This is a genomic window from Streptomyces sp. 11-1-2 (genome assembly GCF_003595545.1).
In the GTDB taxonomy this organism is placed as follows: Bacteria; Actinomycetota; Actinomycetes; order Streptomycetales; family Streptomycetaceae; genus Streptomyces; species Streptomyces hygroscopicus_B.
Window position 1 is genome coordinate 1,816,961 of record NZ_CP022545.1, and the last position, 21,735, is coordinate 1,838,695.

General features: G+C 70.9%; 20 protein-coding genes, 1 pseudogene and 1 riboswitch. Of the genes and pseudogenes, 9 read left to right on the plus strand and 12 right to left on the minus strand.

Features of this window, described 5'->3' with window-relative positions:
* Positions 1-37: 37 nt before the first annotated feature.
* The 5 genes from CGL27_RS07200 to CGL27_RS07220 all read right to left on the minus strand — a co-directional run bounded on the left by CGL27_RS07200 (position 38) and on the right by CGL27_RS07220 (position 4,678).
* Positions 38-847, minus strand: a complete 810-nt coding sequence (locus CGL27_RS07200; protein WP_119985375.1) for an ABC transporter ATP-binding protein — start codon at positions 845-847, stop codon at positions 38-40.
* On the minus strand, positions 844-1,857 hold the full coding sequence (locus CGL27_RS07205) for an iron chelate uptake ABC transporter family permease subunit (RefSeq protein ID WP_078645324.1): 1,014 nt from the start codon (positions 1,855-1,857) through the stop codon (positions 844-846). Before CGL27_RS07205 ends, CGL27_RS07200 begins: the two co-directional genes overlap by 4 nt.
* Entirely contained in the window at positions 1,854-2,900 is a 1,047-nt protein-coding gene (locus CGL27_RS07210; RefSeq protein WP_205587634.1) for an ABC transporter substrate-binding protein, read from the minus strand. The genes CGL27_RS07205 and CGL27_RS07210 overlap by 4 nt, the downstream gene beginning before the upstream one ends.
* Before the next feature lie 54 nt (positions 2,901-2,954).
* A riboswitch (cobalamin riboswitch) is annotated at positions 2,955-3,169 on the minus strand.
* A gap of 59 nt (positions 3,170-3,228) precedes the next feature.
* Entirely contained in the window at positions 3,229-4,152 is a 924-nt protein-coding gene (locus CGL27_RS07215; protein WP_078645322.1) for an RNA polymerase sigma-70 factor, read from the minus strand.
* 49 nt (positions 4,153-4,201) lie between these two features.
* Positions 4,202-4,678: a carboxymuconolactone decarboxylase family protein gene (locus tag CGL27_RS07220; protein ID WP_078645320.1), complete on the minus strand. Its 477-nt coding sequence runs from the start codon at positions 4,676-4,678 to the stop codon at positions 4,202-4,204.
* Between the two features lie 256 nt (positions 4,679-4,934).
* Between CGL27_RS07220 and CGL27_RS07225 the strand changes: the two genes are divergently transcribed.
* The 3 genes from CGL27_RS07225 (at position 4,935) to CGL27_RS07235 (ending at position 7,318) form a co-directional block, all read left to right on the plus strand.
* The gene (locus tag CGL27_RS07225; RefSeq protein ID WP_119985377.1) at positions 4,935-5,432 is read left to right on the plus strand and encodes a DUF2165 domain-containing protein; all 498 of its coding nucleotides are present in this window, start codon (positions 4,935-4,937) and stop codon (positions 5,430-5,432) included.
* Between the two features lie 198 nt (positions 5,433-5,630).
* Positions 5,631-6,581 carry a DUF1996 domain-containing protein gene (locus tag CGL27_RS07230; RefSeq protein ID WP_119985379.1) on the plus strand — a complete coding sequence of 317 codons (951 nt, stop codon included), beginning with the start codon at positions 5,631-5,633 and terminating at the stop codon, positions 6,579-6,581.
* A gap of 107 nt (positions 6,582-6,688) precedes the next feature.
* On the plus strand, positions 6,689-7,318 hold the full coding sequence (locus CGL27_RS07235) for a DUF305 domain-containing protein (RefSeq protein WP_119985381.1): 630 nt from the start codon (positions 6,689-6,691) through the stop codon (positions 7,316-7,318).
* Here the strand turns inward: CGL27_RS07235 and CGL27_RS07240 are convergent.
* Together CGL27_RS07240 and CGL27_RS07245 are read right to left on the minus strand one after the other, a co-directional pair.
* The gene (locus CGL27_RS07240) at positions 7,275-7,946 is read right to left on the minus strand and encodes a hypothetical protein (protein WP_240450383.1); all 672 of its coding nucleotides are present in this window, start codon (positions 7,944-7,946) and stop codon (positions 7,275-7,277) included. The two genes, CGL27_RS07235 and CGL27_RS07240, sit on opposite strands and share 44 nt — an antisense overlap.
* Positions 7,947-8,191: 245 nt before the next feature.
* A complete protein-coding gene (locus tag CGL27_RS07245; RefSeq protein WP_119985383.1) occupies positions 8,192-9,085 on the minus strand; it encodes a helix-turn-helix transcriptional regulator in 894 nt (297 codons plus the stop codon).
* Between the two features lie 230 nt (positions 9,086-9,315).
* On the opposite strand from CGL27_RS07245, the pseudogene CGL27_RS07250 reads away from it, so the two are divergent.
* Both CGL27_RS07250 and CGL27_RS07255 read left to right on the plus strand, forming a co-directional pair.
* Positions 9,316-10,346, plus strand: a pseudogene (locus CGL27_RS07250) (alcohol dehydrogenase catalytic domain-containing protein).
* Positions 10,347-10,468: 122 nt separating this feature from the next.
* Positions 10,469-11,446: an aldo/keto reductase gene (locus CGL27_RS07255; RefSeq protein WP_119985385.1), complete on the plus strand. Its 978-nt coding sequence runs from the start codon at positions 10,469-10,471 to the stop codon at positions 11,444-11,446.
* A 57-nt stretch (positions 11,447-11,503) separates the two neighbouring features.
* On the opposite strand, the gene CGL27_RS07260 is transcribed toward CGL27_RS07255, so the two are convergent.
* Together CGL27_RS07260 and CGL27_RS07265 are read right to left on the minus strand one after the other, a co-directional pair.
* Complete coding sequence (locus CGL27_RS07260) at positions 11,504-12,277, minus strand: IclR family transcriptional regulator (RefSeq protein ID WP_159037895.1); 774 nt, start codon at positions 12,275-12,277, stop codon at positions 11,504-11,506.
* A gap of 77 nt (positions 12,278-12,354) precedes the next feature.
* A complete protein-coding gene (locus CGL27_RS07265; RefSeq protein WP_119985387.1) occupies positions 12,355-13,026 on the minus strand; it encodes a TetR/AcrR family transcriptional regulator in 672 nt (223 codons plus the stop codon).
* Between the two features lie 187 nt (positions 13,027-13,213).
* On the opposite strand from CGL27_RS07265, the gene CGL27_RS07270 reads away from it, so the two are divergent.
* Positions 13,214-13,984 (plus strand): NADPH-dependent F420 reductase, encoded by a 771-nt coding sequence (locus CGL27_RS07270; RefSeq protein ID WP_119985389.1) that lies wholly within the window; start codon positions 13,214-13,216, stop codon positions 13,982-13,984.
* Positions 13,985-14,352: 368 nt separating this feature from the next.
* On the opposite strand, the gene CGL27_RS07275 is transcribed toward CGL27_RS07270, so the two are convergent.
* Both CGL27_RS07275 and CGL27_RS07280 read right to left on the minus strand, forming a co-directional pair.
* A complete protein-coding gene (locus tag CGL27_RS07275) occupies positions 14,353-15,144 on the minus strand; it encodes a fumarylacetoacetate hydrolase family protein (RefSeq protein WP_119985391.1) in 792 nt (263 codons plus the stop codon).
* Positions 15,145-15,181: 37 nt separating this feature from the next.
* Complete coding sequence (locus CGL27_RS07280) at positions 15,182-16,291, minus strand: alcohol dehydrogenase catalytic domain-containing protein (RefSeq protein ID WP_119985393.1); 1,110 nt, start codon at positions 16,289-16,291, stop codon at positions 15,182-15,184.
* A gap of 195 nt (positions 16,292-16,486) precedes the next feature.
* On the opposite strand from CGL27_RS07280, the gene CGL27_RS07285 reads away from it, so the two are divergent.
* On the plus strand, positions 16,487-17,923 hold the full coding sequence (locus CGL27_RS07285) for an aldehyde dehydrogenase (NADP(+)) (protein WP_119985395.1): 1,437 nt from the start codon (positions 16,487-16,489) through the stop codon (positions 17,921-17,923).
* A gap of 128 nt (positions 17,924-18,051) precedes the next feature.
* Here CGL27_RS07285 and CGL27_RS07290 read toward each other — a convergent pair whose 3' ends face one another.
* Positions 18,052-19,296 (minus strand): alpha-hydroxy acid oxidase, encoded by a 1,245-nt coding sequence (locus tag CGL27_RS07290; RefSeq protein WP_346345725.1) that lies wholly within the window; start codon positions 19,294-19,296, stop codon positions 18,052-18,054.
* 240 nt (positions 19,297-19,536) lie between these two features.
* Between CGL27_RS07290 and CGL27_RS07295 the strand changes: the two genes are divergently transcribed.
* Both CGL27_RS07295 and CGL27_RS07300 read left to right on the plus strand, forming a co-directional pair.
* Complete coding sequence (locus tag CGL27_RS07295; RefSeq protein WP_119985399.1) at positions 19,537-20,310, plus strand: SDR family oxidoreductase; 774 nt, start codon at positions 19,537-19,539, stop codon at positions 20,308-20,310.
* Positions 20,311-20,360: 50 nt separating this feature from the next.
* Positions 20,361-21,713 carry an MFS transporter gene (locus CGL27_RS07300; RefSeq protein WP_119985401.1) on the plus strand — a complete coding sequence of 451 codons (1,353 nt, stop codon included), beginning with the start codon at positions 20,361-20,363 and terminating at the stop codon, positions 21,711-21,713.
* The last annotated feature ends 22 nt before the right edge of the window (positions 21,714-21,735 follow it).

Genomic DNA, 21,735 nt, shown 5'->3' on the forward strand with positions numbered 1-21,735 from the left:
GTTCATGCAACCGCTCGGCAGGATACCGTCTACCGGCTCACGGCTTCGGTGTGCGGCGCAGAAAGCGGATGACCGGGTGGCCCGGATCGTGGGTGACATCGGCCCGGACGTCGTAGACCTGCTTGATCAGGGACGGGGTCAGCACCTGGCTGGGGGTGCCTTCGGCCACGACGTGTCCCTCGCAAAGGACCAGCAGGCGGTCGCAGTACATCGCCGCGAGGTTGAGGTCGTGGAGGGCGATCACGGTGGCGATCGGCAGACCGACGACGAGGTCGAGCAGGTCGAGCTGGTGCTGGATGTCGAGGTGGTTGGTCGGCTCGTCTAGCAGCAGCTCGTACGGTTCCTGGGCGAGGGCCCGGGCGATCTGGGCGCGCTGGCGCTCGCCACCGGAGAGGGTGTGCCACGACTGGCCGGCCCGGTCGGTCAGTGCGGTGCGCTCCAGGGCCGCGTCGACGGCCCGGGTGTCCGTGGCGGTGGACGGCGACCACGCGCGCCGGTGCGGGATGCGGCCAAGGGACACGACCTCGCGGACGGTCAGTTCGGTCTGGGTGTGGGCGTGCTGTTCGACGGTGGCGATACGGCGGGCCGTGGCGCGGCGGCCGACCCGCGGCAGTGCGCGGCCGTCCAGGGTGACGACTCCGGCGGAGGGGGTGAGGATGCCGGCGAGCAGCCGCAACAGGGTTGATTTCCCGGAGCCGTTGGGGCCGAGCAGGCCCAGCGTCTCGCCGGGGCGCAGGGTGAGGGTGATGCCGTCGACGATGAGCCGGCCGTCGGCGCGGCGGCTGACGCGGTCCGCGCGGAGTCCGGGTGCCGCATCCGCGGTGTCAACGGGAAGGGAGTCGTTCATGTCTTCCTCCGGCCGCGGTAGAGCACGGCGACGAAGGCCGGTACGCCGATGAGGGACGTCACCACGCCCACCGGGACCTCCTGGGGGTCGATCACGGTGCGGGCGGCGGTGTCCACCCACACCAGGAAGATGGCTCCGGCCAGTGCGGTGACCGGCAGGAGGCGGGCGTGGCCGGACCCGGTGAGGGCGCGGGTGGCATGCGGGAGGACCAGGCCGACGAAGCCGATGGCCCCGGCGGAGCTGACCAGGGTCGCGGTGAGCAGCGCGGTCGCGCACAGCAGGACGAGGCGGGTGCGGGCCACGCGGACGCCGAGCGCTGCCGCGGCCTCCTCGCCGAAGGCGAACGCGTCCAGGGTCCGGGCGTGTCCGAGACAGACCAGGAGGACGGCGGCCAGGACGACGGCGCACAGCAGCACATCGGTCCAGCCGGCGCCGGTGAGCGAGCCGAGGAGCCAGAACAGCACGGCGCGGGTGGTGTCGGCGTCCGCGGAGGTGAGGACGGTGAACGAGGTCAGCGCGGAGAACAGTTGCATGGCGGCCACCCCGGACAGCACCACGCGGTCGGTGCTGCCGCCGAGGCTGTGGCTGAGCGCCAGGACCAGGCCGAAGGAGAGCAGCGCGCCGATGAACGCGCCCGCCGACAGGGACACGGCCCCGCCGCCCACGCCGAGGACGACCACGGCGACGGCGCCTGTTGAGGCGCCGGAGGACACCCCGAGGACGAAGGGGTCGGCCAGCGGATTGCGCAGCAGGGACTGCATCACGGCCCCGCAGAGGGCCAGCCCCGCCCCGCACACCGCGGCGAGCAGGGTGCGGGGCATGCGCAGGTTCCACACGATGCCGTCGCGCAGCGGTGGCAACGTGCTCTCGCCCAGGCCGAGATGGGCGGTGACCGCTGCCCAGACGTCGGCCGTGGAGATGTCGGCGGGGCCGATGGTCACGGCGACGGCGATCGACGCGAACAGCGCGGCCAGCCCTCCCGCGATCAGCAGCAGGAGGCGGGTGGTCACTTGGCGAGTCCGAAGTCGCGCAGCCCGGCGACGACCTGCTCGACCCCTTCGACCGTACGGATGGACGGGTTCATGGCCTGCCCGCTGAGCAGGACGTACCGCTTCTTCTTCACGGCGGTGAGATTGCGGGTGGCGGCGTTGGTCTCCAGGAAACGCATCTTGGCCTTGGCGGTCTCCGCGGTCTGCTGCTTGCGCGTGAGATCGCCGAGGACGATGACGTCCGGGTCGCGGTCGGCCACGGTCTCCCAGTTGATCTGCGGCCACTCGTCGTGGGTGTCGGAGAAGGCGTTCTTCGCTCCGACGGCCCGGGTGATGGCGCCCGGCGCGCCGCAGCAGCCGGCGAGGTAGGGCGACTGGGAGTTGGCGAACCAGTACATGAGCGAGACGCCGGAGGCGTCCACTCCCTCGGTGGCCGTACGCACGCGCTGCTTCAACCCCGCGATGAGCTTATCGCCGCGCTCATCGACGCCGAACGCGTGGGCCAGGTCGCGTATCTCGCCGTAGACGGTGTCCAGGGTGAGTGGCTTGCTGCGGGAGCCATCGCCACCGCTGTCGGGGTCCCGGCCCGCCGAGCAGTCGGACGGCGAGACGTAGGTGGGCACGCCCAGCTTCTCGAACTGCTCGCGGGTGGCCACGCCGCCCTTGCCGAGGGTGGAGACGAACGAGGCGGTGACGAAGTCGGGTTCGGCGTCCAGGGCCTTCTCGAAGGACGGCGCGTTGTCCGCGAGGCGCGGCACCGTCGCATTCGCCTTCTCCAGGCCCTTCATCACCGGGTCGGTCCAGGTGGCGGTGGACGCCATGCGGTCGGCGAGGCCGAGGGAGAGCAGGATCTCCGTGCTGCCCTGGTTGAGGGAGAGGGCCCGCTTCGGGGCGGACTTCACCGTGACCTTGTGGCCGCAGTTGTCGATGGTGCGCGGATAGCCCGCACCGGCGGGCTTTGTGGCGTCCGCGCCGTCCTGGCCGGAGCCACCGCACGCGGTGAGCAGGAGGGCGGGGGCGAGCAGGAGGGCCGCGGTACGGCGGGCAGAGCAGAGCACGGGCATGCCTCGGTTGTCGGGGCTCGAACGCGGAGCCTGGCCTACGGACGTACTCCCCGCACGGGGCGCGGAGATACCAGCAGGTCTTCGGACTCGGGCTCGTCCGGACGGGGCCCCTTCCCGGTGCTCGTCCGCGGCGGCTTCTCGGCCGTCGCGGACTCCTCCCAGTGGTGTCACATGCCCCGCCCGTCCCCCTCACCGCTGCGCGTCAGCTCCGGATTCACACCGGATTCCCTGGCCTCGGATGTGGCACGACTGGCTCCCCGAGACTATCAAGATCGTCGAACGATCAGGGTGTCGGACCGGTCACGGGGTGGGAAACCACGCATCGAGGTCAGTTCGAGCGCCGCCGGGCCTGCCGCACCTCGCGGTCGACGGCCCAGGCGTCGCCGACCGGCCCGAGGTGGCCGAGCTTGTCGGGGTTGATCACCGCGCGGATGGCCTGAATCTGCCCGTCGAGCACATCGAGGACCAGGGTCTGGAGCACCTTGCCGTCCCGCTCCCGGAAGACCGCGCCCGGCTGGCCGTTGACCTCATGAAGCTCGAACGACACGTCGATCCGCAGCAGCCACGGGAAGACCGTGCCCAGCAACCGCGCCACGTTCTCCGCGCCCATGACGGCCTTGGCCAGCCGCGGGGCCTTGCCGCCGCCGTCCCCGACCAGTTGCACATCGGCGGCCAGCAGATTCCGCAGCGCGCCCACATCACCGTCCTTCAGCGCGTCGAAGAACCGCGTGGCCAGCTCCTGCCGTTCCTGCCGGTCCGCCTCGAACCGCGGCCGCCCGGCCTGCATGTGCCGCCGCGCCCGCACCAGGAGCTGCCTGCATGCCGCCTCCGACCGTCCCACCGCCGTGGCGACCTCGTCGAACCCGAAGGCGAACACCTCCCGCAGCACGAACACCGCCCGCTCCAGCGGGCTGAGCCGCTCCAGCAGCAACAGCGCCGCCATCGACACCGAGTCGGCCAGCTCCACCGCCCGGGCCGGGTCCTGATACGGATCGCTGAGCAGCGGCTCGGGGAACCACGGGCCCACGTACTCCTCCCGTCGCACACGCGCGGAGCGCAGCACATCGATCGAGATGCGCGTCACCGTGGCCGACAGATATGCCTTGGTCGACGTGGGCCGGGTCGCCGAGCCGTCGAAGCGCAGCCAGGTCTCCTGCACCGCGTCCTCGGCCTCACTCACACTGCCCAGGATCCGATAGGCGATCGAGAACAGCAGCGGCCGCAGCTCCTCGAACTCCTCGACCTTGTTCACGCCGACTCCCCTCCCCTGGGCCCGTTGCCGATACCGATGCCGTTGCCGGTCAGTGGAACTGCCCGGCCTCGTAGTCACCGGCCGCCGGCTGCTGGGTGATGACGTTCAGCCGGTTCACCATATTCATGAAGGAGACCAGGATCACCAGGGCGGTGAGCTGCTCCTCGTCATAGTGCTTGACGGCATTCGCCCACACCTCGTCGCCGACCCCACGAGCCGCGTCCGCGACCCGGGTCCCCTCCTCCGCCAGCTCCAGCGCGGCCCGCTCGGCATCGGTGAAGACGGTGGCCTCCCGCCATACCGCGACCAGGTTCAACCGCACCGGGGTCTCACCGGCCGCGGCGGCTTCCTTGGTGTGCATGTCGATGCAGACGGCGCAGCCGTTGATCTGACTCACGCGTATCGCCACCAGCTCCTGCGTCGCCGCCGGCAGCGGTGATTCCTTGACCGCCCGGCCCGCCGCCATGACGGGCCTCAGGACCTTGCCGGCGGTCTGGCTGGCGGAGTAGTTCAGTCGCGCGTCCATGGTGTGCTCCTCTGTGGTCGTTCAGTGGCTACACCCCTGAGACGGGGTAGCCCGACCCCCTGTGACATGGACGCGTGTGACCCGCGTCTCCCCGCCGTCGGCTCAGCTCGGCACAGTACGGCGTCCATCACCGCCCTGATCCAGTCAGTTGTACGCTACGGCTCCCGCACGCTTCATGGTCAGCGGGATCCAACGGGAGACAGAGGTCATCGTGGCAGAGCGAACCGGCAGAATACGTTCACCCCGTATCTACTCGATGACCTCGGGGGTGCTCACCGGGACGATCGCGTTGTACATCACGCTCGTCGCCTTCGGGAACATCACCGACTTCGACAGCAACCAGCAGTTCGTGCGGCATGTCCTGGCGATGGACACCACGTTCAAGGACGAAGACCTGATGTGGCGGGCCATCGACTCCACCGCGCTCCAGGACACCGCCTACGTCGCCATCATCGCCTGGGAGACCCTCGCCGCTCTTGTCCTCCTCGCCGCGACGGCCATGTGGTTCGCGGGGCCGCCCGGAAACCGCGTCCGCCGCGCCCGTCAGGCCAGCACCGTGGGGCTGTTGATGCTGATGCTGCTGTTCGGCGCCGGGTTCATCGGCATCGGCGGCGAATGGTTCGCCATGTGGCAGTCGGAGAAGTGGAATGGCCTGGAGGCCGCCACGCGCGTGTTCATGATCTCCGGGATCGTCCTGCTGCTCATTCACCTGCTGCCCTCGGCCGAGCGAACCGATCCGGGCTCCGAGGACTGACCGAGCGGACGCCGCGGCCTCCCCGCTGCCGCAGGCTCTTGACCCTCCTCGCCGCGGACGCTTGACAGTGACCTGGGCCACCTCTAGCGTCCGCAGCATCGCTCCGAGAGAGCGCTCTCTCGGCAGCCCCGTGTGACCACACCGCTGGGCTCTCTCCCGCTCTTTTCGCTCTTCCGTGCGTGCACGGAAAGGAGAGTCATGTCCCGTACACCCCCGCGCTTCCCGCCCTTACGGCGTGTCCTCGGTCGCTGGCGAGGTCCGGGCGTCGTCTTCGCCGCCGTCGGTCTCGTCCTGTCCCTGCTCTCCATCGGCCCGGCCAGTGCGCGTGCCGATCTGCGCGCCACCGACAAGGCGGGCGCGGCATCGAGCCCGCGGAGCGCCAACGCACCAGTACGCGTAGCGGAGTTCGTCGCCGAGTGCCCGTTCACCCACCGGCTGCCGGACGACCCGATCGTGTTCCCGGGGCTCCCCGGCGCGTCCCATATGCACAGCTTCTTCGGGAACAACTCGACCAACGCGCGCACCGATCTGGCCGCCCTGCAGAGGGGCAGGACCAGTTGCAGTCCGACCGCCGACCTGTCGTCGTATTGGACCCCGACCCTCTACGACAACGGCAAAGAGGTCGAACCCACCGGCACCACCTTCTACTACCTCGGTGAAGGTGTGCGCGACGACGTGATCGCCACCATCAAGCCGCTCCCCCTGGGGCTGCGGATCGTGGCGGGCAACGCCAAGGCCACCGGGGTCGGCGACCCCACGTCCATCGCGCGCTGGTCCTGCCTGCACCACGGAGAGGTCAACCCCTCCAAGGACTTCGTGAACTGCCCGGCCGGTTCGATGCTGGAGTCCTACCTCGACTTCCCCCAGTGCTGGAACGGCAAGGACCTGGACTCCCCCGACCACAAGAGCCACATGGCCTACCCGGTCGGCGGCCAGTGCCCGGCAACGCACCCGGTCGCCGTGCCGAAGCTGCGCCAGGTGCTCCGCTACCCGGTCAGCGGCGACCCCGCGCGCTTCAAGCTGGCGTCGGGTGCCGGATTCACCATGCACGGTGACTTCTTCAACGCCTGGCCCGAGGACGAGATGGCCCGGCGGGTGCGTGACTGCATCAACGTGATCGTCAAGTGCGGAGCCGACGGCCGTCCCTGACGGAGGAGCAGAGGGCAGGCCACGTGGCCCGGCAGGGCGACACCGCCTTGCCTGTGGGCGGAGTCCCCTCACCGGGGCTCCGCCCACGCCAGACGAGGGGAGTCGACATGACAGCGGCAACCGTCACCCGGCGCGCGGTGTCCGTAGCGGTCCTGCTCGCCACCGCCACGCTGCTCACTGCTGGATGCGGGGACGGCAGCGGGAAACCGCCGGGCGAGGCGCGGTCGACGTCGGCCGTACGGGACCCCGCCACGCGGTCCCCGAGCGGGCAGGCGACGTCGGGGACCTTCAACTCCACCGATATCGGCTGGATCCAGCTGATGATCGCGATGGACGACCAGACGACGGTCCTGCTGGGCCTGGTCCCGGGCCACTCTTCCGACACCGGGGTGGAGAAGTGGGCGAAACCGGTGGCCATCGCCTACCGCGACGAACTCGTCCAGCTACGGAAGCTACTCGCCCGAGCGGGCGTCCCCGACACCAACCCGCACCAGGGGCACGACATGCCCGGCATGGTGACCGAGGACGAACTGCGCACCATCAAGGGAACCAAGGGCGCCGCCTTCGACACGCTCTTCCTCGCGGCGATGCGCGACCACCTCGACCAGGCGGCGAAGATCGCCCACTCGCAGCGCTCGGCGGGCGCCGATCCGGCCGCGAAGAGGCTGGCCGCGAGCGTGGAGAAGACGTCGCTCACCTGGCGCGCCCGTCTCCCCAAGGGTTCAGGCGGGCGGTAGCGCGGCGGCGGCCGAGCCGGCGAGGTCGGTGGCCAGTTCGCAGGGCCGGCCCTTGGGGCCCGCCCCCCTTGATGACCAGGGCCACCCGCTCGGTCCCCTTCACCCGGTCCAGGCCGGTGTAGTCGCGATGGACCACCTCGACGCGGCAGCTCCCTGGGCCCTCGTCCCCCGGCAGAACGATGGCCTGGCGATTGTCGCCGAGCTTGATCGACCGGGCGTTCTTGTCGCGCGGCAGGTCGCCCTGGTCGAAGCGCGGGTCCACTTCGAACTCGTTGGTGGTGCTCCTCCACTGGCAGTCCCAGCGGCCGAATCCGACGTCCGGCTCCCGGGCGTCGATGCCGGCCACCTTCTCCAGCGCCTTGCCGTCGAGCAACGTGCACGCGTCCAGGTGCGCCAGCGAACTGGCCGGAAAGTCCGGCGGACGCCGGGGAATCTCGCCGTGCCGCCGGCTCACCCGGAGATCGTCCACGCCCATACCCAGGTCCACGTCCGGCTTCTCGCCGCGCCCGAAGCAGACCGTCAGCCCCGGCCGGGGCGGGGCACTGAGGTCGCCGGTCACGGTGCGGGCGGGCAGAGTGCCGGGGGTGGTGGGCGCGACTCCGCGCGCGAGACTGGCGGAGAGGGGCATCGGCGGTCTCCTCGGTTCGGGCGATTCTCGACGCGTGCATGGGCACCCACCAGGATCCACGCCCTCCTCCGGGACCCGTCCCCAAAAGCAAGCCCGCGCACAGGGGAGCATGCCCCAGCGCCGAGGCTCAACGGCTCCGGCAGGCGTACGAGTTGGGTCACATCGCCCCGGTCCGGGACGGGTCCCGGAACCTCGGACGGACGATGCCCGAACGGGGGCTGTCGCTCGCCGCCCGGCTCGGCCGGTCAGCGCTTCTGTTCGGAGGCGGAGGGCCGTGGCTCGGCGGGCGTGGCGGTCATGTCGAGCAGGAGCATGGCGTCGTGGTCCGGGGTGCCGGGTTCGGCCGTGTAGACGCCCATGCGGTGGCCGGGAGTGCCTTCGAGCGCCATGCCCTGAAAGACGAGGGTGATCTTGCCGACGTGGGGGTGCTGGAAGGTCTTGGCGGTGTGCTTGCGGCCGGTGACCTCGTACCGTTCCCACAGGCCCGCGAAGTCGGGGCTTTTGAGGAGCAGTTCGCCGACGAGAGTGGTGAGGTCGGGGGCGTCGGGGTCGGTGCCGGCCAGGGCGCGCAGGCGGGCGACGCAGCCGCGGATCTGGTTCTCCCAGTCGGGGAAGACCTCGTGGGCGGCGGGGTGGAGGAAGAGGTAGCGGGCGAGGTTGCGCTGCTTGACGGGCCAGCCGGTGATGCCGGCGTAGAGGGCGAGGCCGCCGGGGTTGTGGGCGAGGATGTCCATGCTGCGGCTGAGGATGTACGCGGGGTTCGGGCGCAACGTTTCCAGCAGCAGCTTCAGGTGGGGGCGCACGGTGCGGCCGGGGGCCGGGGCGGGCTTGGGCGCGTAGCGGGCGGCGCGGACGGCCAGGTCGCGCAGATGCTGGTGCTCGGCGTCGTCGAGCTGCAGGGCGCGCCCGAGGGCATCGACCACGGCGGGGCTGGGGCGGGTTTCCTTGCCGCGTTCCAGTCGGGTGTAGTAGTCGATGCTGACCCCGGCGAGGGTGGCCAGTTCCTCGCGGCGCAGGCCGGGGGTGCGGCGGATGCCGGGCCCCGGGGTGAGGCCGGCGGCCTGGGGGCTGGTCTGGGTGCGGCGGGCGCGCAGGAAGCGCCCCAGTTCCTCGCCGCCGCTGTGCTGCTCGGGTGCCATAGGGCCAGTGTCTCCCCGCCTCCGCCGGAACACGCCGGTGAGGGGGCCCTGTCACACCCCTGCTGGCCGCTCCCCCGCACACCTCGGCCTGCCTGACACGGGCGCGAGGCGGCAGGCTCGATGGTGTCGCGCCGACCGGCCTCCTGGGCCCGGAGACGGTCGAGCGGTCCGGCGCCGCCACTGGCGGCTCCCCTTCCACCATCCCGCCCACATACCGAGGAGCTGCGCCCATGCGCGCCACCCTGCTGTACGCGGCCGACGACGTACGCGTCGAGAACGTCGCCGACCCGAAGATCCAGAACCCCACCGACGCGGTCGTACGGATCGTGCTGTCCTGCATCTGCGGCAGCGACCTGTGGCCCTTCAAGTCCCTGCCGCACACCGACACCCCCCGCCACATGGGCCATGAGTTCCTGGGCGTCGTCGAGGAGACCGGCGCCGAGGTGCGCGGCCTCGTCCCCGGTGACCTGTGGCCCCGTTCATGTGGGCCGACAACACCTGCGGGTACTGCCGCGACGGTTTGCAGACCTCCTGTGTGCACGGCGGGCAGTGGGGCGTGAACGGTGTCGACGGCGGCCAGGGGCAGATCGCTCGTGTCCCGTACGCCGACGGCACCCTGGTGAAGCTGCCGGTCGGCGAGGACTCCGAGCTGCTGCCGGATCTGCTGACCCTGTCCGACATCCTGTGCACCGGCTACCACGCGGCCCGTACCGCCGGTGTCGAGCGCGGCGACAGCGTCACCGTCGTCGGCGACGGTGCCGTGGGCCTGGCGGCCGTGATCGCCGCCAAGCTGCAGGGCGCCGAGCAGATCATCCTGATGGGCCGGCACACCCGGCGCACCGATCTGGGCCGTGGCTTCGGCGCCACCGATGTGGTGGCCGAGCGCGGCGAGGAGGGCATCGCCCGGGTGCGTGACCTGACCGGCGGCGAGGGCACCCGTAAGGTCCTCGAATGCGTGGGCCTGAGGGACGCGCTGGTGCAGAGCTTCGGCGTGGTCCGCGACGGCGGCACGATCAGCCGTGTCGGCGCCCCGCAGTACAGCGATGTCGCGTTCGGGTTCGGCGACTTCATGCGCAACATCACCCTCACCGGTGGCGTCGCCCCGGCCCGCGCCTACATCGAGGAGCTGATGCCGCACATCCTCGACGGCTCGATCCGGCCGGGCCGGGTCTTCGACCGCACGCTGGGCCTGGAGGACATCGCCGACGGCTACCGGGCGATGAACGACCGCGAGGCCCTGAAGGTCCTCATCCGCCCGTGACCCTCCCGGCGCTCCTCGCGGACACCCGCCACCCGAGGGCGACAGCCGCACCCGGCGGGTCACCGCACTCGGCCGCGGTGACCGGCCGATCCGACCACACCTATCAGGAGAAGTGACCACCGATGAAGTACATTAACCTGGGTGACCTGGAGGTTTCCCGTATCGGTCTGGGTGCGATGGGCATGTCCCACGGCCTCACCGGCGCCGGAACGGACGACGCGGAGTCCATCCGCACCGTCCACCGGGCGCTGGAGCTGGGCGTCACCCTCATCGACACCGCGGAGATCTACGGCCCCTACATCAACGAGGAACTCCTCGGCCAGGCCCTGAAGGGCCGACGCGATCAGGTGGTGCTGGCCACCAAGTTCGGCATGATCGCCCACTCCGGGGCGGGCCCGTGGAACCTCGACTCCAGCCCGGCCAACATCCGCACCGCCGTCGAAGGATCGCTGAAACGGCTGGGCACCGACCACATCGACCTGTACTACCAGCACCGCGTCGACCCCGACACCCCCATCGAGGAGACCGTCGGGGCCGTGGCCGAGCTGGTCGCCGAGGGCAAGGTGCGGCATATCGGCCTGTCCGAGGCGGGGCCGGACACGATCCGCCGCGCCCACGCCGTCCACCCCATCACCGCGGTGCAGTCCGAGTACTCGCTGTGGACCCGCGGACTGGAGGAGCACGTCCTGCCGGTGCTGCGTGAGCTGGGCATCGGCCTGGTCCCCTTCTCACCGCTGGGACACGGCTTCCTCACCGGCACCGTCCGCGACGAGGCCGACTTCGAGGAAGGCGACTTCCGGCGCGGCAACCCGCGCTTCACCGGCGAGAACTTCCAGCGCAATCTGCGTCTCGCGGACGAGGTCCAGGCCATCGCCGCCGAGGCGGGCGCCACACCTGCCCAGGTCGCCCTCGCCTGGCTGCTCGCCCAGGGCGACGACATCGCGCCCATCCCCGGCACCAAGCGCGTGGCCCGCGTGGAGGAGAACACCGCCGCCGATCGCCTCCGGCTGAGCGCGGAGGTCCTGGCCAGGCTCTCCAGCCTGCCCCCGGCCGTCGGAGACACCCACACCGAGGCCGGTATGCGAATGCTGGAACGCTGACCCCACCCGGGCGGCCACCCCGGGTGACGAGTCAGTACCGCGCCACCTCGGGGGGATTTACGACGACACGCTCGCTCCGAGGCGCTGGGCCATCGCCCGTGCCCCATCGAGGACCAACTCGACGTAGTGCTCCTTCTCCGCGTCGCCCCACCGCGGGGTCGGCACCGAGATGCTCATGGCCGCCACGCAGTTGCCGAGCCGGTCGTACACCGGCGCGGCGACACAGGCCGCGTGGTCATTGGACTCGCAGTACTCCTCGGTCCAGCCGCGCTCGCGGGCCTCTTCGACCTCGGCCAGCAGCCGCTTCCGCGTGGAGATGCTGTTCGACGTCATCTGCTGCAGCGCCTTGTCGTTCGGGAACAGCTCATCGAGTTCCCGGGCCGGCAGGGCGCTCAGCAGCGCTTTTCCGCCCGCGGTGCAGGACGCGAGCAGCCGGCTGCCCACCTGCGACACCAACCGGACCGAGTACTTGCTGTCGATGCGCACGATGAACACCGCGAATCTGCCGTCCCGTACGACCACCTGGACCGTTTCGCCGCATGCCCGCGCCACCTCGCCGGCACACTCCCGGCCCACGGTCGCGAGGTCGAGCCCGCGCTCGTAACCGGCGCCGAGCCGCAGTGCGTTGAGCCCTATCGCGACGCGTCCGGTCTCCTTGGAAACGGTCACATAGCCCCGGTCGGCCAGTGTGTTGACGAGCTCGTGCGTGGTGGCACGGGGCAGCCCGAGGTGCTGGGTGATCTCCGGAACCCGCAGCCCCTCGTCCTGGTCGACGAGCAGTTCCAGGATGTCCAGGCCCCGGCGCAGGGCCGGAGCGGTGAGTCGCGCCACGATGTCCTCCCAGCACACCTATCAACAGACGACGTCCAAAATATCAGACGCCGAGGTCTGCGAGACCAGGCGGCCGGTCAGTCGCCCGCGGGTGCGTCCCCGTCCCCGTCCCCGTGGAGTGTCGGCTCGGGCTCAAGCTCAGGCAGTGGCTCGGTGTTGCGGGCACGGAGGCCGTCGAGGGAGATACGGAGCAGGCGGCGCCACTGGCCGGGGCGGCTGTCGCCGGTCGCCTGGACGACCTGGCTCAGGGATGCGCTGAGCAGGACCAGGTCGGCGGTGGTGACACCGGCGCGCAGGAGACCGGCGTTCAGGCAGCGGGTGCGCAGTTCGTCGATGAAGGCATCGCGGTACTCGGCGCATACACGCGGTGGACCACCGGTGGCGGTGTAACTCTCGACAAGGGCGCGGTTGCCTGCCTGGTGGGCGAGGGTCTGTTCGAAGAAGCCGGTCAGGGCCTCCCAGGGGCCTTCGGTCGCCTCCGCCGCCTGGTGGGCGGCGGTGAGCCAGGAGGCGAACTCCCGCTCCAGGACGGTGGCGAGCAGATCGCCCTTGGTCGGGAAGTGGCGGTAGAGCGTGCCCATGCCGACGCCGCTGCGCCGGGCGATCTCACGGACGTCGACCGTGCCGCCCTGCTCGGCGAAGACCGTACCGGCCGCCTCGATGATCGCGGCGCGGTTGCGCTCGGCGTCCGCGCGGCGGGCGCGTTTGACGGGGGGCTGCGTGGGTGCGGACAGGTCGGCGCTGGTCACGGCATTCAGACTACAAGCGGCCTTTACGGAGCGCTCGCTCCGGTTGTGTTACCTTCAAGAGGAGCACCCGCTCCGGTTGAGTGGCGTGAGAGGCCCTGGCTTCCGCATGACCGTCCCCGCCCGAGCCCGGCTCCTGGACAGAACCGCCGGCGGACCAGAGGTCCGCCAGATGAGGAGACCTCCTTCCATGGCAACACTCGGCTTCATCGGCAGCGGCAACATCGGCACGAAAATCGCCCGGCTCGCGATCGCCGCGGGTATCGACGTCGTCCTGTCCAATTCCCGCGGACCCCAGAGCCTGACCGAGACGATCGCGGAGCTCGGGGAGCGTGCCCGGGCCGCGACGCCCGAGGAGGCGGCCCGAGCGGGCGACTGGGTGGTGGTGAGCATCCCGCTGGCCGCCTACCGGCAGCTTCCGGCCGCCGCGCTGGCGGGCAAGGTCGTGCTCGACACGATCAACTACTACCCGTTCCGCGACGGGGAGTTCGAGGTGCTGAACTCGGGCGGGACCACCACGAGCGAACTCGTCCAGAAGCACCTGGTCGGCGCGAAGCTCGTCAAGGCGTTCAACAACATCAGCGACCAGCACATCCCGGCGCTCGCCCGTCCCGCCGGAGCCGCCGACCGCTCCGCCCTGCCGATCGCCGGAGACGACCCGGAGGCGAAGGCGAGCGCCGCCGCCCTCATCGACCGGCTGGGCTTCGACACCGTCGACGCGGGCCCCCTGGCCGAGAGCTGGCGCTTCGAGCCGGAGACCGCCGCCTACGTGGTGCCCTACTGCGCCGACACTGACACTTGGAGGGTTGCCATGGCCAAATTGGGCGAGGAGGTCAGGTCCGGCGGCCCGGCGCAGACCCGGCCCCCCAAGGACCCGGGCACCCCGCTGCCCGCACACCGGCTGCGCACCCTGCTGGCCGAGACGCCCCGCGTCCTCCCCGCCGACCGCGTGCTGCGCTGACCCCGGCCCCCGCTGACGGCGCACAGACCGGTCGGCTCCAAGGTGCTACGGGGTGTCCGGCGGATCTTTCCCCCACCCCGCCCCTTCCCGATACCAGGGGCTCCGCCCCTGGACCCCGGGGGGCAGAACCCCGCCACTCGGCGGAGCCGCATATCGATGCTGCGAGAAGGCGCGGGGAGGGGAGCGGCCCGCCCGCACCCGTTACCAAGGGCCTTCGCCCCCGGACCCGAGGTCCGGGGCGGAGCCCCCGTTGAGGAAGGGGCGGGGAGGGGAGTAGCTCGCCGCAGGCGTCACGGTGCGCCGGACACCTCCTGGAGACGACCGGATGACGGGCCGGACGCACCGGCCATCCGCCCAGGCGGTCTTCGTCAGTTGACGTCGAGGGCGATTCGGCCCAGCTCGCCGAGGTCGGCGACCAGGCGGTCACCGGCGCTGATCGCCGTCGGGGCGCACAGGGTGCCGCTCAGGACGATGTCCCCGGCTTCCAGCCGCCGTCCGCCGCGCAGCAGGTGGCGGGCGAGCCACGCGACCGCCTCGGCGGGGTCGCCCATGACGGCGGCCGCGCTCCCCGGCACCGTCCGGGAGCCGATCGACAGCGTGGCGGTGATCTTCGCCAGGTCCGCTGACGCCGGTGGGGCAACCGGGGACCCCAGCAGCGCGCGAGCGGCGTTGGTGTTGTCGGCGACGAGCATGGGGAGCGTCCGCGCGCCGCCGCGCCACCTGCTGTCGACGATCTCGAAAGCCGGCGCGACCGCGGCGGTGGCGTTGCGGACGTCCTGCGCGGTCACCTGCGGGCCGGGCAGCGCCTCGCCCAGGGTGAAGGCGATCTCCACCTCTGCCATGGGGGCGAACAGCCCGGCCGTGGCGAGGGGTTCGCCGTCCGCCAGCAGCCGTTCGGCGAGCAGGTGGCCCGCGGCGGGCTCGTCGGCGCCGAACGTGTCCCGCACGGGCTGTGCCGTGAGGCCGACCTTGTAGCCGATCACCCGACCACCGGCCGCCACCGCCAGATCGCGGGTCGCGCTCTCGACGGCGTAGGCCATTTCGAGGTCATCGAGCTGATCGGCCGCGGCGGCGTCGACCGCGGTGGAGTCGTCCGCGGTGGCCTCGTTACCGGCTTGCCACAGCCGTCGGCACAGGTCCGCGATCAGGTCCTTCTTCATCGATCTCTCCCTACGAGCTCTACGAGCCCTTCGAGCCCTACGAGCGCTGGTGAACAGGGATGATCACAGCACGGCCGGTGGCGCCCCGCGACAGCGCGGCGTAAGCCTCGTTGATCGCAGACAGTTCGTATTGTTCCCCGAGCAGCTTGCCGAGGGGCAGGCGACCGGCCTTGAACAGTTCGACGAGCTTGGGGATGTCGACCGGTGTGTTGGCCGAGCCGTAGAGACTGCCGATCAGCCGCTTCTCCTGCTGCACCAAGGGGTTGATGGGCACAGCCGCGGTGGCGCCCACCTTGCCGAGGCCGAGGGCGACGGCGGTGCCACCCGTGCCCACGACCTCGACCGCCTGGGCGAGTGTCTGGGGCGTGCCGACCGCGTCCAGCGACCAGGCCATCGGTTTCGGCGAGATCCTGGTGAGTTCCTCGGTGAGGCGGTGTGTACGGGCGTTGACCGCATGGGTGGCGCCCAGCTCGAGTGCCTTCTCCAGCTTGGCGTCCACCGTGTCGACCGCGACGATCGGATCGGCGCCGACGAGGCGCAGCCCCATGACCGCGCTGAGCCCGACGCCACCGGCGCCGATGACCACGACGCCCTCTCCGGTGGCATCCTTCATGACGTTCAGCGCCGCGCCGGCCCCGGTCACCACGGCGCATCCGGCGATCGCCGCGATCTCCGGCGGGATGTCCGGGTCGATCGTGAGGACCGACCGTTCCGAGACGACGCACTGCTCGGCGAAGCAGGAGACCCCCATGAGGTGGTGGACCTTCTCGCCGTTCAGGTTCAGCCGCTGCGTCCCGTCGAGCAGGCCGTTGGAGGCCGCCTGCACCCGGCCGAGCGGGCACAGGGCGGGACGGCCGGTCGTGCAGAACTCGCAGTCGCCACACCGCGGACGCCACAGGGTGATGACGGTGTCGCCGGGGCGGACCCGGGTCACCCCCTCCCCCACCCGCTCGACGATGCCGGTCCCCTCGTGCCCGAGCACCGCGGGCAGGCGGACGTTGAGGTCGCCGTTCATGTAGTGCAGATCGCTGTGACACACGCCGGCGGCGAGCACGCGGAGGCTGACCTCGCCCGGTCCGGGGTCGTCGAGATCGACGTCCTCGACGGTCAACGGCGCACCGGGCCGGTGCAGTACTGCTGCCTTCATTGAGCCACGCCTCACTGTGTACGGATCACCATGTACGAAACTTCAGACGTCGTCTTACTGGTTGTCTTGCGGGTTGAGTATGTGAGCCGGTCTCAGCCGCCGTCAAGCGCGTTGACGAGTACGCCGACGCATGCGACTGTGTCTTGAGATTGAGACTATGTCTCACATTTAAGACGAATTGAGGGAGCGTGCCTGATGCCCGATGTGACGAATGCGCAGGTCCTGGTGCATAAACTCGACGCCGCCGCAGGCGCGTTCGAGCAGTGGAGCCGTCTCCAGCCGGCCGACCGCGCCCCGTTTCTCGAGGCCATCGCCTCCGCACTCGAAGAGGCCGCGCCGAAGCTCGTGGCGATCGCGGACGAGGAGACGTCCCTCGGGCGGACCCGGCTGCGGAACGAAATGGTCCGCACGGTGTTCCAGCTGCGGCTCTTCACCGAAGTGGTGACGCGGGGGGAGTATCTCGGGGCCACGATCGACCGCGCCGACCCCGCGTGGCCGATGGGCCCGCGGCCCGATCTGCGCCGGGTGCTCGAACCGCTCGGTCCCGTGGTCGTCTTCGCCGCGAGCAACTTCCCGTTCGCGTTCAGCGTGGCGGGCGGTGACACCGCCTCGGCACTCGCGGCGGGCTGCCCGGTCGTGGTCAAGGCCCACTCCGGCCACCCCAGGCTCTCGGCCGCCACGGCGGAGGTGGTGCACCAGGCGCTGCGGTCCGCGGGCGCACCCGAGGGGCTCTTCGACGTGATCTTCGGTACGGAGGCCGGCCGGACCGCCATCGTGGACCCGCGGGTGAAGGCGGGCGCGTTCACCGGATCGATCGAGGCGGGCCGAGCGCTTTTCGACCTCGCCGCGGGCCGTCCGGAGCCCATACCGTTCTTCGGTGAACTCGGCAGCGTCAACCCGGTGTTCGTGACGGAGGCCGCCGCCGAGCGGCGCGGGCCCGAGATCGTCTCGGAGTTCGTCGGCTCGTTCACGCTCGGCGCCGGACAGTTCTGCACCAAGCCCGGCATCCTGCTGGTACCGGCCTCGGCCAAGCTGGTGGACCGGCTTCCCGGCGCGGTTCCGGGCAGCTCGTTGACGTTGCTCAACGAGCGCATCCGGACCTCCTATGCGAGTGCGGTACGCGAGCTGCGCGACACGGCGGGGGTGCGCGTCGTGGTGAGTGGCGACCACGCCGCCGCCGATCCGTCGCCGACGGTGCTGTGCACGACCTCGGCCGAACTCCTCGGTGACCCCGAGGCGCTCATCCGGGAGGTGTTCGGACCGGCCGCGCTGGTCGTCGAGTACGCGGAGGAGAGTGAACTGCTCGACGTGGCAAAGGTCATCGACGGACAGCTGACCGCGTCCATCCAGGGCGAAAACGACGATGCCATCGCCGCGGAGTTGATCAGGCTCCTGGCCGCCAAGGCCGGACGTGTGCTCTGGAACCAGTGGCCCACGGGCGTGTCGGTCACCTACGCCCAACAGCACGGCGGTCCCTACCCGGCCACCACCGCGCCAGGTACGACCTCGGTGGGGACCGAGGCCATCTCCCGGTTCCTGCGGCCGGTCGCCTATCAGGGCGTGCCGCAGCACCTCCTGCCCCCGGCCCTGCGCGACGCGAACCCGCTCGGGATCCCCCAGCGGGCCTTCTGAGGCGCCGCGGCGCACACGGGAAAGGGGCCGTGCGCGCGGGAAAGGGCCCGCTTCCCCCGGCGGGCCCTTTCCCGTACCCGGACCGTTCAACGGATGCGACCGCTCACGGCACGTGCGGGCAAGGCGGCTCAAGGCATGCGCAGGTGATGCCGCGCGATGGCTTCGCTCGCCTTCAGGCCGAGCAGTTGCAGGCTGCGCGCGTACTCCTCGCGCAGGATCGTGACAGCACGCTCCACGCCCCGCTCGCCACCGGCCATCAGGCCGTACAGATAGGCCCGGCCGATCATGACCGCGTCCGCCCCGAGCGCCCGTGCGGCGAGGATGTCCTGACCGTGGGTGACACCGCTGTCGAGGATCACCGTGGCATCAGGGCCCAGCTCCTCGCGTATCTCGGGCAGCACCGTGAGGGTGGCCGGTGTGCGGTCGAGCTGCCGCCCTCCGTGGTTGGACACGATCACACCGTCCGCGCCCGCCTCGACGACGCGGCGGGCGTCGCGCGGGCTGAGGATCCCCTTGACCAGCAACCGGTGCGGCCAGTGGGCGCGCAGCCACGCCAGGTGCTCGTAGCTCAGCGTCGGTTCGAAGACGACGTCGGCCACCCGCACGGCGTCGATCGTGTCGCCGGTCATGCCGCTCGCGCCACTCGTGCCGCTCATGCCGGTCAGCGACGCGAACGTGATCGGGGCCGTGGTCAGCTTGTTCAGCGCCCAGGACGGGTAGCGGGCCATGCCGAACAGCGTCCGCAGGGTGAGCGAGGGCGGGATCGTGAGGCCGTTGCGCATGTCCTTCGGGTGCCTGCCCGCCACCGGTGTGTCGACGGTGAGGACCACAGTGGTGAACCCGGCCGCGAGCGCGCGGTCGAGAAGTTCCGCGTTGAGGCGCTCGTTCCGGGTCAGGTAGAGCTGGAACCAGTGTTCGCCGCCGGGAGCCGCCGCGGCGACGTCCTCGACGGTCGAGGTGCCCACGGTGGACAGGGTGTAGGGCAGGCCGTGGCGGGCGGCCACGCGCGCGACCGCCGCCTCGCCCTCGTGGTGCATCATCCGGGTGTAACCGGTCGGCGCGAAGATCAGCGGCATCGCGATCTCCCGGCCGAACAGCCGCGTGGACAAGTCCGGATGGTCGACCGGCGACAGGTACTCCGGCACGAGTTCGACCGCCGCGAACGCCGCCCTGTTGCGCCGCGCGGTCAGCTCCGCGTCGGCCGCGCCGTCGACGTAGTCGAACACCGCACGCGGAGTCGTGCGCACCGCCACCGCGCGGAGATCGCCGATGGTCAGCGCGGCCCCGAGCCGCCGCTCGACCGGGTTGAGGGTCGGCCGGCGCAGTTGCAGAACCTCCCGGAGCTCGGTCCACCGGGGTCGCTGCCGCGCCACACGAGGCCGCTTGGGGGCTGCGGATGCCGCTTGGGGCTGGGTGCCGGTCACTGTCATGCCTCTCGATGTGCGGGTGTCGAAGGCCGTTCGACGAACGACGAGATATCAGACGCTGTCTGAGAAATCGGAGTCTCGCTCGTGGTTTCGGCGGGCGTCAAGCCTTGACGTGCGCCGCACACGTGGGCACCATCTGGTTTGCATATTAGACAGCGTCTTATATTTCAGACACAGGAAGGTGCCATGCAACTCGGTCTGGCAGGCAAAACCGCTCTCATCTGCGCGTCCACCTCCGGTCTTGGCCGGGCGACCGCCCGGGCCCTGGCGGAGGAAGGCGTCACCGTCGTGGTCACGGGCCGCTCGGCCGAACGAGCCAAGGAGGTGGCGGGCGAGCTGCCGGGCGCGGTCGGCGTGGGCTGTGACCTGGTCGCGGACGGCGGCGCGGAGCGGCTCCTCACGGCGGCCCGCGAGGCCGTCGGCGACCTCGACATCCTCGTACTGAACGGGCCGGGGCCAACGCCCGGACCGGCCCGCGCCATCGACACCGCCGGGGTCGAGCAAGCCATCGCCACGCTGGTCACCCCCCAGCAGATCCTGGTGCGGGGCACCCTGCCGGCCATGGTCGAGAAGGGGTGGGGCCGCATCCTGAGCATCAGCTCGACGAGCGTGCAGGCGCCCCTGCCGAACCTTTCACTGTCCAACCTCGGGCGGGCCGCGCTCGCCGGATATCTCAAAACCCTCGCCGCCGAAGCCGCCACCCACGGCGTGACGGTCAACTCCCTGCTTCCCGGGCGCATCGCCACCCCGCGCGCCCGGCAGATCGACGAGGCCGCCGCCCAGCGCACCGGCCAGTCGCTCGACGAGGTCGAGGCCGCGTCCAAGGCCACGATCCCGGCGGGGCGCTACGGCGACCCCGATGAGTTCGGCGCCGTCGCCGCGTTTCTGTGCAGCACCCAGGCCGCGTACGTCACGGGCAGTGCCCTGCGGTGTGACGGCGGCATGGTGCCAACTCTCTGACGCGGTCGACAAGTTCACCTGACTCCCTCAGACGAGAGCAGCGCAGCCGCATGAGCCATATTCCCGTCACCGACACAGCAACCGATACCAGAGCCGGCCAGTCCCCCGAGGCTCCCCGGGCCGCCTCCGCCATCCGCCGAACGGCCCTGGCCGGCATGATCGGCACCACGATCGAGTGGTACGACTTCTACATCTACGGCCTCGCCGCGGCACTGGTCTTCGGCACGGAGTTCTTTCCCGACTTCTCACCGGCGGCCGGCACGCTGGCCGCGTTCGCCACCTTCGCGGTCGGCTTCATCGCCCGCCCGCTCGGTGGAGTGATCTTCGGCCACTTCGGGGACCGCGTGGGGCGCAAGAGCGCGCTCATGCTCACGCTGTTCCTGATGGGCGCGGCGACCGTCATCGTCGGCCTGCTGCCGGGCTACCAGACCATCGGCATCTGGGCGCCCATCCTGCTGGTCACGCTGCGCTTCCTCCAGGGTTTCGCCGTCGGCGGCGAGTGGGGCGGTGCGGTGACCATGGTCGTGGAGTCCTCGCCGCGGGACCGGCGCGGCTTCTACGGGAGCCTGCCGCAGATGGGTGTGCCGCTGGGGCTGGTGCTCTCGTCGACCGTGTTCGCGGCGGTCTCCACACTGCCCGATGACGACCTCCTCGCCTGGGGCTGGCGGATCCCCTTCCTGCTCAGCATCGTGCTGATCGCGGTCGGGCTGTTCCTCCGCTCGCGCATCACCGAGACACAGACGTTCGTCCAGGTGAAGGCGTCGGGGCGGGCGCGCAAGATGCCGGCCATGGAGGCGTTCCGCCACCACGGGAAGGCGATCGCCCTCACCGTCGGCATGTACGTCTCGGCCGGTGTTCCCTTCTACATCGTCTCGGTTTTCGTGCTGTCCTACGGCTCGTCCCACCTCGGGCTGTCGCGGAGTGTGCTGATGACCGGGATGCTCATCGCGGCGGTGGCCGAGGCGCTGACGGTGCCCTGCTTCGGCGCGCTGTCGGACCGATGGGGCCGACGGCCCGTGTTCCTGAGCGCCGCCGCGTTCACGGCCGTTCTCGCCTTCCCGTTCTTCTGGCTGCTGGCGACCGGGCAGACCGGGCTCGCCTGGCTGGCCATGCTGCTCGCGCTCGCCGTGGCGCACGCGGGTATGTACGCGCCCACCGCGGCGCTGTACGCGGAGCTGTTCCCCGCCGACGTCCGGTACACCGGTACGTCGATCGGCTATCAGCTCGGCGGTGTCGTGGCCGGGTTCGTGCCGCTCGTGGCGGGCGCACTCGTCAACGCGGCCGACGGTGCGTCCTGGCCGATCGCCTCGATCTGGGCGGGAGCGGCGCTGGTCGGGCTGGTCTGCGCGCTGATCGTCCGGGAATCCCGGGGCCGCGATCCGCACCCCCGGCACGACACCTGAGCCGGGGCATTCCCTCCCCCGC

Coding starts and splice junctions, on each gene's coding strand:
- CGL27_RS07295 (WP_119985399.1), top strand. CDS start 19,537: ATGCAACTCGGTCTGGCAGGCAAAACCGCTCTCATCTGCGCGTCCACC.
- CGL27_RS07220 (WP_078645320.1), bottom strand. CDS start 4,678: ATGGACGCGCGACTGAACTACTCCGCCAGCCAGACCGCCGGCAAGGTC.
- CGL27_RS07200 (WP_119985375.1), bottom strand. CDS start 847: ATGAACGACTCCCTTCCCGTTGACACCGCGGATGCGGCACCCGGACTC.
- CGL27_RS07235 (WP_119985381.1), top strand. CDS start 6,689: ATGACAGCGGCAACCGTCACCCGGCGCGCGGTGTCCGTAGCGGTCCTG.
- CGL27_RS07210 (WP_205587634.1), bottom strand. CDS start 2,900: ATGCCCGTGCTCTGCTCTGCCCGCCGTACCGCGGCCCTCCTGCTCGCC.
- CGL27_RS07240 (WP_240450383.1), bottom strand. CDS start 7,946: ATGCCCCTCTCCGCCAGTCTCGCGCGCGGAGTCGCGCCCACCACCCCC.
- CGL27_RS07245 (WP_119985383.1), bottom strand. CDS start 9,085: ATGGCACCCGAGCAGCACAGCGGCGGCGAGGAACTGGGGCGCTTCCTG.
- CGL27_RS07280 (WP_119985393.1), bottom strand. CDS start 16,291: ATGAAGGCAGCAGTACTGCACCGGCCCGGTGCGCCGTTGACCGTCGAG.
- CGL27_RS07255 (WP_119985385.1), top strand. CDS start 10,469: ATGAAGTACATTAACCTGGGTGACCTGGAGGTTTCCCGTATCGGTCTG.
- CGL27_RS07285 (WP_119985395.1), top strand. CDS start 16,487: ATGCCCGATGTGACGAATGCGCAGGTCCTGGTGCATAAACTCGACGCC.
- CGL27_RS07275 (WP_119985391.1), bottom strand. CDS start 15,144: ATGAAGAAGGACCTGATCGCGGACCTGTGCCGACGGCTGTGGCAAGCC.
- CGL27_RS07225 (WP_119985377.1), top strand. CDS start 4,935: ATGACCTCGGGGGTGCTCACCGGGACGATCGCGTTGTACATCACGCTC.
- CGL27_RS07230 (WP_119985379.1), top strand. CDS start 5,631: ATGTCCCGTACACCCCCGCGCTTCCCGCCCTTACGGCGTGTCCTCGGT.
- CGL27_RS07270 (WP_119985389.1), top strand. CDS start 13,214: ATGGCAACACTCGGCTTCATCGGCAGCGGCAACATCGGCACGAAAATC.
- CGL27_RS07300 (WP_119985401.1), top strand. CDS start 20,361: ATGAGCCATATTCCCGTCACCGACACAGCAACCGATACCAGAGCCGGC.